General features: G+C 70.3%; 10 protein-coding genes and 1 other RNA gene. All 11 read left to right on the top strand.

Annotated features, from left to right (window positions below; translation table 11 throughout):
* Window positions 1-150: 150 nt before the first annotated feature.
* The gene (gene ftsE, locus ACIBQ1_RS14805; RefSeq protein ID WP_020541427.1) at window positions 151-840 is read left to right on the top strand and encodes a cell division ATP-binding protein FtsE; all 690 of its coding nucleotides are present in this window, start codon (window positions 151-153) and stop codon (window positions 838-840) included.
* A gap of 20 nt (window positions 841-860) precedes the next feature.
* Complete coding sequence (gene ftsX, locus ACIBQ1_RS14800) at window positions 861-1,769, top strand: permease-like cell division protein FtsX (RefSeq protein WP_397277615.1); 909 nt, start codon at window positions 861-863, stop codon at window positions 1,767-1,769.
* Window positions 1,770-1,791: 22 nt separating this feature from the next.
* A complete protein-coding gene (gene smpB, locus ACIBQ1_RS14795) occupies window positions 1,792-2,259 on the top strand; it encodes an SsrA-binding protein SmpB (RefSeq protein WP_350728456.1) in 468 nt (155 codons plus the stop codon).
* A 19-nt stretch (window positions 2,260-2,278) separates the two neighbouring features.
* Complete coding sequence (locus ACIBQ1_RS14790) at window positions 2,279-4,156, top strand: penicillin-binding transpeptidase domain-containing protein (RefSeq protein WP_397277613.1); 1,878 nt, start codon at window positions 2,279-2,281, stop codon at window positions 4,154-4,156.
* A gap of 290 nt (window positions 4,157-4,446) precedes the next feature.
* Window positions 4,447-4,830: a transfer-messenger RNA gene (gene ssrA, locus ACIBQ1_RS14785) on the top strand.
* 404 nt (window positions 4,831-5,234) lie between these two features.
* Window positions 5,235-6,071 carry a hypothetical protein gene (locus ACIBQ1_RS14780; RefSeq protein WP_397277611.1) on the top strand — a complete coding sequence of 279 codons (837 nt, stop codon included), beginning with the start codon at window positions 5,235-5,237 and terminating at the stop codon, window positions 6,069-6,071.
* On the top strand, window positions 6,068-6,670 hold the full coding sequence (locus ACIBQ1_RS14775) for a hypothetical protein (RefSeq protein ID WP_397277610.1): 603 nt from the start codon (window positions 6,068-6,070) through the stop codon (window positions 6,668-6,670). The genes ACIBQ1_RS14780 and ACIBQ1_RS14775 overlap by 4 nt, the downstream gene beginning before the upstream one ends.
* 153 nt (window positions 6,671-6,823) lie before the next feature.
* On the top strand, window positions 6,824-8,203 hold the full coding sequence (locus tag ACIBQ1_RS14770) for a hypothetical protein (RefSeq protein ID WP_397277608.1): 1,380 nt from the start codon (window positions 6,824-6,826) through the stop codon (window positions 8,201-8,203).
* Window positions 8,200-9,363, top strand: a complete 1,164-nt coding sequence (locus ACIBQ1_RS14765) for an ARPP-2 domain-containing protein (RefSeq protein ID WP_397277606.1) — start codon at window positions 8,200-8,202, stop codon at window positions 9,361-9,363. Before ACIBQ1_RS14770 ends, ACIBQ1_RS14765 begins: the two co-directional genes overlap by 4 nt.
* Window positions 9,364-9,456: 93 nt before the next feature.
* On the top strand, window positions 9,457-10,419 hold the full coding sequence (locus tag ACIBQ1_RS14760) for a GlxA family transcriptional regulator (protein WP_397277604.1): 963 nt from the start codon (window positions 9,457-9,459) through the stop codon (window positions 10,417-10,419).
* A 72-nt stretch (window positions 10,420-10,491) separates the two neighbouring features.
* On the top strand, window positions 10,492-12,021 hold the full coding sequence (locus tag ACIBQ1_RS14755) for a protein kinase (protein WP_397277602.1): 1,530 nt from the start codon (window positions 10,492-10,494) through the stop codon (window positions 12,019-12,021).
* Window positions 12,022-12,027 lie beyond the last annotated feature (6 nt).

Below are 12,027 nucleotides of genomic sequence, written 5' to 3'. Positions count from 1 at the left end.
TGCCAGTCTTCCCCCTAGACTGTCGTCTGGCCAATCGGAACGTCGATCATCAGTAAAGACCGCGTAACCCGATCGGCCGGTGGCGGGAAGTGGGCATGTGCCACCCTCGCTTCCGTCCTGACCCCTAGACTGGCATGCCGTGATGCTCTCGTGATCCATTTCGATAATGTCACCAAGGTCTACGCGAACCAGAACCGGCCCGCCCTCGACCACGTGTCCGTAGACGTGGACAAGGGCGAGTTCGTGTTCCTCGTCGGTCCTTCGGGATCAGGCAAGTCCACGTTCCTGCGTCTGGTCCTCAAGGAGGAGCGGCCCAACTCCGGCGCGATCCACGTCGCCGGGAAAGACCTGGCCCGCCTCTCCAACTTCAAGGTGCCGCACCTGCGCCGCCGCATCGGCTGCGTGTTCCAGGACTTCAGGCTGCTCCCGAACAAGAACGTCTACGAGAACGTGGCGTTCGCCCTCGAGGTCATCGGTAAGCCCCGGCGGTTCATCCGCAAGGTGGTGCCCGAGGTCATCGAGCTGGTCGGCCTGGAAGGCAAGGCCCACCGCATGCCCGACGAGCTGTCCGGCGGCGAGCAGCAGCGCGTCGCCATGGCCCGCGCGTTCGTCAACCGGCCCATGATCCTGCTGGCCGACGAGCCCACGGGCAACATCGACCCCGCGACGAGCATCGGCATCATGAAGGTGCTCGACCGCATCAACAGGACTGGCACCACGGTCGTCATGGCCACTCACGACGCGGCCATCGTCGACTCCATGCGCAAGCGCGTGGTGGAGCTGGAGGACGGCAAGATCGTCCGTGACCAGTCGCGTGGCGTCTACGGCCAGGCGTACTGACAGGGAGCTGCAGACAGAACATGCGGGCGAATTTCATCTTCTCCGAGGTCTGGATCGGCCTCCGTCGCAACCTGACCATGACGATCGCGGTGGTCATCACCGTTGCCGTCGGCATGGCGATGCTGGGCGTCGGCTTGATGATCAACGCCCAGGTCGGCATGATGAAGGGCTACTGGGACGACAAGGTCGAGGTCTCGGTCTTCCTGTGCAGCAAGGGCTCGGCCATGGAGGCCTGCAAGGGCAAGGAGATCTCCAAGGCCCAGACGCAGCAGCTCGATGCGCTCATCAAGGGCACCCCTGGGGTCAAGGAGGTGTTCTTCGAGGACCAGTCGACGGCGTACCAGAACTTCCAGAAGCTGTACGCGACCAACAAGGCCCTCGTGAGCGCCACCAAGGTCGAGGACATGCCCCAGTCGTTCCGCATCAAGGTGGCAGACCCGAACAACTACAAGACCGTCGTACAGGCCCTGCAGGGGCAGCCGGGCGTGTCGCAGGTGCTGGACCAGGCCCAGTTGGTCGGCCCCTTCTTCGAGATGCTCGACAAGCTGGCCTTCTACGCCCTCGCGGTGGCCATCATCCTGGTGCTGGCGGCGGCCCTGCTGATCGGTAACACGGTACGGCTCTCGGCGTTCAACCGGCGTAGAGAGACGGGCATCATGCGCCTGGTCGGCGCGTCCAACCTCTACATCCAGCTCCCGTTCGTCATGGAGGGCGTCATCGCCGGCCTGATCGGCGGTGTCTTCGCGGCGGTCATCCTGATCGTCACGAAAGTCTTCCTCTTCGAGGAGCTGGGGCGCTACCTCGGCGACGCGACAGCGCAGCTGGGCTGGAACGATGTGGCCCAGACCATCACCATCACCATGGTCATCGGTGTGGTCATCTGTGTGCTGGCATCGTTCGTGACGCTCCGCCGCTACCTGAGGGTCTAGGGATCGCCGGTAAAGTCGAAGCATGCCACGTGAGACCGGGCGTAAGGTCATCGCCCAGAACAAGCGTGCCAGGCACGACTACCTCCTTGAGGACACCTTCGAGGCGGGTCTCGTGCTGCAGGGCACCGAGGTGAAGTCGCTGCGTGAGGGCCGCGCCTCGCTCGTCGACGGCTACGCCAGCATCGACGGCGACGAAGCGTGGCTGCTCAACGTCCACATCCCCGAATACTCCCAGGGGACGTGGACCAACCACGCCGCCCGCCGCAAGCGCAAGCTGCTGCTGCACCGCAAGGAGATCGACAAGCTCGCCGCCAAGACGAAGGAGGGCGGGCTCACGATCGTGCCGCTGACGCTCTACTTCAAGGACGGCAGGGCCAAGGTCGAGATCGCGCTCGCCCGCGGCAAGAAGGACTGGGACAAGCGGCAGTCGCTGGCGGAGCAGCAGGCGAAACGGGAGATGGCCCGGGCCCTGCGGCACCGCAACCGATGAGACGGCGGCACCGCACCCCATGACACGCGCTCGCCGCATCCTCTCCGCCGCGGCCACTCTGGTGGTCGCGAGCACGACCTTGACCGGCTGCTTCGAGGAGCCCTCGCCGCACGACGCGGTGCGGGACTTCCTCGTGGGCTGGCAGTCGGGCGACTACGACCTGGCCGCCGGCCGCACCGACGGCGACCAGGCCACGGTTCGCAAGGCGTTGTCCGACGCCAAGCTGGAGCTCGACGCGGCCTCGTTCCGGTTCAAGATCAAGAGCCTCGGCATGACGGGCGAGGAGGCGAAGGCCGACTTCCACGCCGAGGTCGACCTGGGGGAGAACAACCCCCTCTGGGAGTACGACGGGCTGCTCCCGCTCCACCTCGTGGACGGCATGTGGAAGGTGCGCTGGTCGCCCTCGGTGCTGCATCCCCAGCTCAAGGAGGGGCAGCGGTTCGCCGTCGACACCGACCCGAGGCCGCGCAAGCCGATCGTCGACCGCACGAACGAGCCGCTGCAGGGCAACACCATCTTCTACAGCGCGGGCGTCTATCCGGCCAAGATCGGCGACAAGGCGGAAGAGGTCGCCGCCAAGCTGTCCAAGATCACCGACTATGCGCAGGACCGCCTGCTGAGCCGCATCCGGTCGTCGCCGCCCGACAAGTTCGTGCCGCTGGTCACGTTCGGGCGCTCGCGCTACCAGGCGATGCGGGCGAAGCTCGACGCCATCGAGGGGATCGAGACGGCGCAGCAGGACCAGCCGGTCAACCCCGAGCCGCCCCAGCAGATCGTCGGCAGCGTCAGCGCGCTCACCCCCGAGACCGAGCAGAAGCTCGGCGGTCCCGAGCGGGCCGGTGACTCGGTCGGCAGGAGCGGCCTCCAGCATGCCTACCAGGACTACCTGACCGGTTCGACGCAGACCAAGGTGATCACGCTCGACCTCAAGACCGGCAAGCAGGTCGCCCTGCTGCAGGAGTGGCGGGGCCGGGAGAACGTCTCGGTGAAGACCACGATCGACCGGTCCGTCCAGGCGGCGGCCGAGCGGGCGGTGGGCGAGACCGAGGCGAGCGCGCTGGTCGCGGTGCAGGCCGACACCGGTCAGATCCTCGCGGTCGGGACCGAGGGCGACCTGACCCGGCAGAAGGACCTGAGCCAGGAGATGGGCGCGCTGGGCGGCAGGTTCCCCGCGGGCACGGCGTTCTCGATCGTGGCCGCGGACGCGCTGCTCAAGAACAACGTCAGCCCGAAGCAGCGGCTGGCCTGCCCGGACGAGCGCACGGTCGGCGGCGCCAAGTTCCAGCTCGCCGCGGAGTCCACCGGGGCCACGGCCTCGGCCACCTTCCAGGAGAACTTCGCCAAGGGCTGCGTCACCGCGCTGGCCTCGCTGGCCCGCCGCGTCACGGCCGACAACCTCAACAGCAGCGCCAAGGCGTTCGGCGTGGGCCAGCCGTGGCGGCTGCCGCTCAAGTCGTTCAGCGGCTCCCTGCCCGTGCTGACCGGCGACGCCGACAAGGCCAAGGCCATCGCGGGCCAGAACGTCGAGGTCAGCCCGCTCGGCATGGCGCTGGTGGCCGCCGCGGTCGCCTCGGGCACCTGGCGCCCGCCGGTGCTGGTCACCGATCCCAAGTCGCCCGACCCGGCGGCGGAGGCCGCACAGGCCCCGCAGCCCGCTCCCGTGCCCATGGACGCCAAGGTCCACGCGACGCTGAAGCGGATGATGGCGGCCGGCGCGACCGGCACGCCCGCCCAGGCGGGCAAGGGCAGGGTCTTCGGCGTGACGGCCACGGCGGGCAGTCAGCTGAAGTGGTTCGTGGGCTGGCAGGGGGACGTGGCGGTCGCCGTGCTGGCGAGAAACCACGACGCCGGAGCGGTGGCGGGCAGCTTCTTCGCGGGCCTCGGCAACTCGCAGTGAAATAGTCGTCACGCTGAGCAACCATTCGGGCGTCCGGTTGCGTCTTACTGAGTGACTGGGCCCGCTCGGGGGGTTGCGGATCCAGTCGCCGTGATGAGATCAGGACTTCATCTCGGGGGAAGTCCTGCCGTCCGGACCGGCTCGACCCTGCCGGTCGGCCCCCGGGAGCGCGCGCCGTTGAGCCGCGCTCCCGGGGGTTTCGTCATGAGGAATTAAGTTGGCGTTGAGGGCGTTGACCCATGTAGATTCTTGTTGCTCACCCGCGCGCCGGGTGTGTTGACAACTGCACAGGGGGTGACTGGCTTCGACTTCGACTTTGCAAGCCAGGTGAAGCGGGCCGAGGACTGCGGACATAACCTCGTTAATCCTGTGACCGCAAACAACAAGTGCCAATTCCAAGCGCACTGTGGTAGCCCAGGACTCCCTGGGCCTCGCTGCCTAAGTAGCGAAACCACTGTCAGCCCGGGAGCGCCTTCGGCCCGGTGTCTGGCATCGCTAGAAGGCTCAACCGCTCGACCCGGCCACGGGGGAGAGCGGGAAACCAAACAGTGGCTGGGCCCGTCGGCGACTCGCCTGCGTGATCGCCGGGGCCGAGAAAAGCACAGCAGGCTGCGCCCGGAGAAGCCCTGACTTGGGGTTGAAGGACGCGGGTTCGATTCCCGCCACCTCCACACCATCAGACCGCCCCTGACTTGCGAAACATCGCAGGTCAGGGGCGGTTTTGCGTTTACGGGGGCAGAGGCGTGCCCGTGTCGCGTCCGGCTCGGGTGTCGGCGGTCCTACGTCGAATCTACGGAGGGCGAGAGCCCGAACGCGCCCTGCGACGTCACCCCCGCCCCAGAAGGCCCTGGAGGCGCATCGCAGGCGCGCCTGGGGGCCACTGAGGAGCCGAGCGCCCCCCGAAACTCGGCAAGCAAGAGGGGAACAGATCGTTCCCTTCCTGAAATTCAGCACATCTCGTACCCTCTGCACCGCAGAACGTAACCAACGCGTGTTTTACATGTGCTTAGGTGGGTCCCTGACTTTTTGTGTGCCGGAGTGAGGGTAGAGGGTGTCAAGGTACGGCTGGCGTCACTCGGTGTTCGCGCCTGTGGTGAGCGTGGTGTTCTCCGCGCTGCTGATGGCGGCCGGAGTGGTGGAGATGCTGCTGGTGTCCGTGGGCGCGACCACGGCCCCGGTGGCGGCGGAGCTTGTGGTCGCGCTGATCATCGCGGTGTTCCTGACCGCCGTGCTCAGGATCGTCAGGGCCGTACCGGACATCCGGCGGGAGAACGCCGCGACGGCTCGGGCCGTGACGAACGTCCAGGCGGTGAAGCCGACCGACGACACGCTGGTGGCGCGGCGGCTCAAGCTGTTCAGGGAGGCGGCCGAGGCGGGCAACGACTGCGAGGCGGTGCTGAGCGCCCGGTCCGCGCTGGACGAGAGCGAGATGGCCAACAAGCACCACATCGACCACGCGCTCATCTGGGCGCTGCCGGTCTTCGGGTTCATCGGCACCGCGCTGACGATGGGCGCGATGGTCAACTCGTTCTCGAACGCCCTCGACCGCGAGGGCGACCCCGGGGTGCTGATCGCCGCGCTCAAGCAGCACGTGCTGCCCGAGCTGGCCTCCGCGTTCGGCGTCACGCTGGTCGCGCTGTTCCTGAGCGTGCTGGCGTTCGGCGCGATGGCCCTGGTGGAGCGGGGCGAGCGGGCCGGCGTGGTGGCCGCCGACGAGGTGTTCCTGATCTACATCGCGCGGCTGCCCGCCAAGCAGGCGGCCCCCGCCATGCACGGGCTCACCCAGGAGCTGGCCCAGTCCAGGGGCAGGACCGAGGAGCTCGTCAAGGGGCTGGACGCGCTGCGTACCGCGGTGGAGCGGCTGAGCGCGGCCGAGAGCCGCCCGCAGAAGTACACGCTGGTGAGGGAGCCGTGAGGAGGCGGCCGGCCCGGTCGTTCGCCCCGCCGCTCGATCTGCGTTTCATCGACCTGTTCATGGCCATCGTCCTGGCGCTGTCGTTCGTCGCGATCATGCTGACCGTCGTGGCGCGGATGCTCCCGACGGACGTCCCCGCGACGCCCGCGCGCCCGGAGAAGAGCGTCACCCAGCTGAAGAAGCAGCTTGAGGCGGCCGTGGAGGCCAAGCGGAAGGCCGAGACGGAGCTGCGCACCACGCAGGAGCAGATCGCCTCCCAGACCGCCTTCGCCCTGCCGTGGTGGCTGATCGGGTTCTGCGCCCTGCTCGGCGTGCTCGCCGTGTTCATGGGCTGGCGGATCCGGCTGTGGAACAAGGGGAACCTGCCGCGCCTGCGGAGCTGGCTGCTGGTCACCTTGGTGGTGGCCGTGGTCACGGCGGTGATCAGGTCGCTGAGCGACGGCGACGGCTATCTGCTCCTCGCCGAGATCCCCTGGTGGGCCGCCGACGCGCTCTGTCTCGGGCTGCTGCTGGTCGCGTACGTGCTGATCTCCGTCATCCGCGAGAACCACGCCACGCTCGGCGAGATCAAGGCCCGTACGGCGCGCACCGAACCCTGATAAATACCGTCGCATCAGCGCGTAAGGCTCGATAGGGTCCGGACCAGACTGGCCGCGGGACTCCGGTACGACTTCCGGAACCCGCCTGTACAGCGATGCTTCGCAGCCCGTGCCTCCATTCCCCGGCCAGTCCGCCTATCCCCGGGGGAGCCCATGGAGACCTACGCCGACCTGATCGAGTGCGAAGACGTGCTGATCTTCGCGAACGCGGCCATCACCTCCACCGGCCAGCGCGAGTTCCACGGCTCGGCCGGTGAGCAGCGGCTCTCCCTCGACTTCCTGCACCGCTACGTCCAGGGCAACTATCCCGACCTGTACGCGGCCACGCTGGCGCTCGACATCAACGACCACAACGCCGCCCTGATCATCGCGAACCTGCTGAGCGGGCACGCGGGCGACGGCCGGCTGATCGCCCGGCGGCTGGAGCGGATGAGCCCGCCCAGGGTCTACCGCCTCTTCCAGCGGTTGCGCCGCGACGGCGTCAACAACCGGCGCACCAGAGCCCTCATCCGCGACTGGCTCAACGGCCGTCCCGACCTGGCCTTCGACGCGGTCAAGTACCGCGCGCGGGTGAAGTCGGCCGTGCGCCACGCCCACCTGCGGTTGCCGGGCGAGCTGGGCGACTTCCTGTTCGCGCCGTTCAGCCGGGCCCGTTACGAGACGCCCGTGCTGGAGGCGTGGCGCCGCGCCCACTTCGACAAGAGCGCGCTGTACGACCTCCCGTACACCGTCGCCGAGGGGTTCGCGGCTCGCCACGGCATCGGCAGGGAGCTCTTCATGGAGCGCATCGCGCCCCGGCTGACCAGGCTGGAGCGCCTGCGGCTGACGGAGTCCGCGAGCCGGGGCGGGGTGGACACCGAGGCGGATCTGGCCGCGATGCCGCTGGTCAGGCTGGCCTCGTACGTGCTCTCGCTCGGCGCCGACGTGCGCGCGGGCCGCCGGGCCGAGCTGGTGGGCGCGCTGCGGGCGGCGGCGGGCCGCGTGGCCGGGGCGCGGGCGGGCACGTGGGGGAGCGTCGCGGCGGTGCTCGACGACAGCTTCTCCTCGTTCGGCTCGCCGGTGAAGCGCCGCCGGCCGCTGGCGGTCGCGCTGGCCTGCCACTACCTGCTGGAGGCCCTGGCCGGCGACTACCGCGGCCTGTGGCTGTCGAGCGGGGCCGACCCGCTCCAGGTGCGGCCGTACGGGCCGACGCCGCTGGGGCAGCGGATCCTCGACGCGCTCGAACACCGGCCGGGCCTGCTCGTCATCGTCTCCGACGGCTGGGACAACGCGCCGCCGGGGCTGGCGGGCGAGGTGCTGCGCGTCTGGCGGCGCAAGCTCGACCCAGGAGGCGAGGTCGGCATCGTGCACGTGAACCCGGTCTACGACGCCGACCAGTTCGACGTGCGGCGGCTGTCGCCCATGGTGCCGACGGCCGGCATCCGCGACGCCGAGGACCTGCCGGCGCTGGTGGAGCTGGCCAGGTTCGCGGAGGGGCGCACCGGGCTCGGGGAGCTGAGGACGTACCTGGAGGATCGGGCGGCGGGGCGATGATGGATCTCACGGGGCTGGACACCCGGCCCGCGCAGACCTGGGGAGGGCTGCGGCTGGTGCCGCTCGTGCGCCGCGAGCCCGTGGAGGACCTGCGGCTGCACGCCAAGGTGTACGGCGACGAGCTGTCCGTCGTCCACCTGGCGGACAAGACCCGCTACACGGCGTACATCCCGCACGCCTTCGTCGCGTCGTGGACCGGCGACGGCACCCCGGCGGCGGCCTACGGCACGCAGCTCGGGCAGCCGCTGCGGCACATGTGCATCAGGACCAGGCGCAGGATGGCCCGGCGGGTGGACCCGGGCCGGCTCCGGTTCCTGCCGCTGCACCTGGCCATGGAGGGCTATCTCGCGCTGCACTTCGGCGGCCCCGTGGTCGCGTGGGAGGAGTGGTCGCGGCAGGCGCTCGCCCACGGGCTGTCCCCCCGCACCGAGGAGGCCTACACCGGGGCGGAGGTGCGCGGGCTGGAGGACGCGCTCAAGATCTTCGAGATCTACCCGGGGCAGTGCGGGCTGCTGCTGTACGCCGGTGACACGCTGGCCAGCGCCTTCGTGGTGCCCCACCCCGAGGACTACCGGGCGCTGCACCCGACGCTCATCCGCGACATGTACGGCGAGCTGATCCACGACTATGCCCTGTTCTATCCCGCCAGGGACTTCCCCGCGGTGATCGACGAGAGCGCGGTCGCCTCGCTGGCCGACCTGCGGGCCGAGGCCGTACGCGCCGAGCGGGACTGGGCCGGCTTCCACGACTCGGTCATGGCCGCGGGCCTCCTCCGCGCCCCCGCGCGGGTGGAGGAGGTCTACCGGATGGGCAGGTTCACGCTGAGCCGGTTCCTGCCGGCGTTCGAGCGGAAGACCGAGAACCACATCGGCGAGACGATCACCGACGCGGACGGGCAGCTGGCCTACCTGAAGACGTTCAGGCTGTCGGAGGCGCAGGTCAGGCGCGGTCATCTGCTGAGCACGCTGGCCGAGCACGACTGGAGCCTGCCCGCCGCCGCGCAGCGCCTCCAGGTGAGCGCCGCCGAGCTGGGGCTGCGGCTGGAGCGGGCCGGGTTCGGGCACCTGCTGCGGCAGGACGTCCTGGACGGCTACCGCAAGGCGCTCAGTGAGCGTGACCGGCGTACTCGTCGAGGCGGCGCAGCATCGCCGCCGGCATGAGCGGGAACATCGCCACGTGCGCCGCCGTCATCATCGTCCCGCTGAGGGTCCGGAAACTTGGGCGTTCTGTCCTTCGGCCCTAGAGTCGTGACCATGGAGGTACGCCGGGTCGTCGTCGTCGCGTACGAGGCGGTGGGGTTACTCGACGTCGCCTGCGTCACCTCGACGCTGGAGGAGGCCAACTGGCGCGGCGCGGCACCCTGCTACGAGGTGCGCGTGGCCACGCCGGGCGGGCACCCCGTCACCTGCGGCACGGGGCTGACCATCCAGGCCCAGCTGGCGCTGGAGCGGGTCAACGGGCCGCTCGACACGCTGGTGGTGGCCGGCGGGGTCGGCCACGACGACGCCGCGGCCAGCCCGCTGATCGTCGGCCACGTCCGCCGGCTGGCCCGCGAGAGCCGCCGCGTCGCGTCGGTCTGCACGGGAGCGTACGTGCTGGCCGCCGCGGGGCTCCTCGACGGGCGGCGCGCCACCACGCACTGGCAGCTGGCGCAGGATCTGGCGGCCCGGTATCCCGCGGTGACCGTGGACGCCGACCCGATCTTCATCCGCGACGGCAACGTCGCCACCTCCGCCGGCGTCACCGCCGCCCTCGACCTCACGCTCGCCTTTGTCGAGGAGGACAACGGCGCCGAGCTGGCCCGCACGGTGGCCCGCAACCTGGTCACCTACCTGCAGCGGCCCGGCGACCAGGCGCAGATGAGCATGTTCGTCAACGCGCCCGCCCCCGCGAACAACCTGGTCAGGCGGACCATCGAGTACATCTCCGCCCATCTGCGCGACGACCTCACCACGCCCGCGCTGGCGGCCGAGGCGGGGGTGAGCGAGCGGCACCTCACCCGGCTCTTCCTCCAGCACCTGGAGCTGACGCCCGGGCGATACGTCCGGCAGGCCCGCACCGAGGCCGCCGCGCACCTGCTGGCGTCCACGTCGCTGCCGATGGCGTCCGTGGCCGTGCGGTGCGGGTTCGGGACGGCGGAGACCCTGCGGCAGGCGTTCGTCGACCGGTACGGCATCCCGCCGTCGCGCTACCGGCTGATCCAGGCGGCCGGGTGACCCGGTCCGGGGCCTTCGTCTCGATCGCCCTGGTCCGGCGGGAGACGCCGGGATCTGGCTAGTCTGTCTGCGATGAACGAGGTCATTGGCGGGTACACGCTGCGGCGCCTGCTCGGGCGCGGCGGCATGGGCGAGGTGCACCTCGCCTCCACACCCACCGGCGGCCTGGCGGCGCTCAAGGTCATCCATCCCACGCTGGCCCGCGATGCGGCGTTCAGACGGCGGTTCGAGCGGGAGGTCGCGGCGGCCCGCCGGGTGGCCAGGTTCTGCACCGCGCCCGTGCTGGACGCGGGGATCGACGGCGACGTCGCCTACCTCGTCACCGAATACGTCAAGGGGCCCGACCTGGCGCAGGCCGTGAAAGAGCAGGGGCCGCTCTCGGGCGGGAACCTGGAGGCGCTGGCCGTGGGCATCGCCACCGCGCTGAGCGCCATCCACGGGGCCGGGGTGATCCACCGTGACCTCAAGCCGTCCAACGTGCTGCTCTCGCCGCTCGGTCCCCGGGTGATCGACTTCGGCATCGCCCAGCTCGTGGAGAACGACAGCCTGGTCAGCCAGGCGATACTCGGGACGCCCGCGTTCATGGCGCCCGAGCAGGTGCGCGGGGAGCCGCTCACGCCCGCGGCCGACGTGTTCGCGTGGGGCGGGGTGATCGCGTTCGCGGGGACCGGGCGGCTGCCGTTCGGGGGCGGGGCGCCAGGAGAGGTGCTGTACCGGATCACGCAGGAAGGGCCCAGGCTGGACGGGCTCGACGAGGGGATCAGGCAGGTCGTGGAGCGGGCGCTGGCCAAGGATCCGCGCCTGCGGCCGACGGCCCAGCGGCTGCTGGCGGACCTGGTCGGCGGCACCCGCCTGGCCACGGCCACCGAAGTGGTGGAGCGCACCTGGACGGGCAGCCCCGCCGCCGGCGTGGGGTCCGCGTCCGGGATGTCGCCCGCCGCGCTCGCACCGGAGCCGGGGCCCAGGCCGAAGCGGCGGCGGTGGCCGTGGGTCGCCGGAGCCGCTGGAATCGTCCTCGCCGCCGCCGTGACCGTGCCCGCGCTGTCGCAGGAGAGCTGGCCGTACGAGGCCGGCTTCGGCGATTCCTGGGCGATCGGCTCGTCGGAGGGCGGGAGCGCGCGGCAGGCGGGCTCCGGCTACGAGCTGACCGTCAAGCCGGGCTGGCGGCTGTGGAAGTCGGCCCCCAGGCAGGAGCCGGAGGGCGGCGTGATCGTCAGCGCGAAGGCCACCCTTGCGGAAGGGGCCGGGGAGTACGGTGTGTGGTGCCATGGCTCGGCGAGCTCCGGAGACCGTTACGAGTTCGGGGTGAGCGGCTCGGGCAAGGTCACGATCGTCAAGCGCCGCACGGGCACCAGGGGCACGACCCTGTACGGCCCGGCGGACGCGCAGAGCGCGGCCGCCAACCGCATCGTTGCGGAGTGCGGCGAGAGCGGGGGCAAGGTGACGCTACGCATGTGGCTGAACGAACGCCTGGTCGCGGAGGCGTTCGACGCCGACGCGCCCTACGGCCCCGGCGAGTCGGGCGTCCACGCCGCCTCCGGCGCCACCGCCTCCGCACGCGTCCGCTTCGACTCCTTCGCGCTCAGGCCGGCGGGCAAATGATGCCGA

The sequence above is a fragment of the Nonomuraea sp. NPDC050153 genome, from assembly GCF_044460125.1.
Lineage (GTDB): Bacteria > Actinomycetota > Actinomycetes > Streptosporangiales > Streptosporangiaceae > Nonomuraea.
Note: the sequence above shows the minus strand (reverse complement) of the source record. Positions and strands in the feature narration are given on the sequence as shown.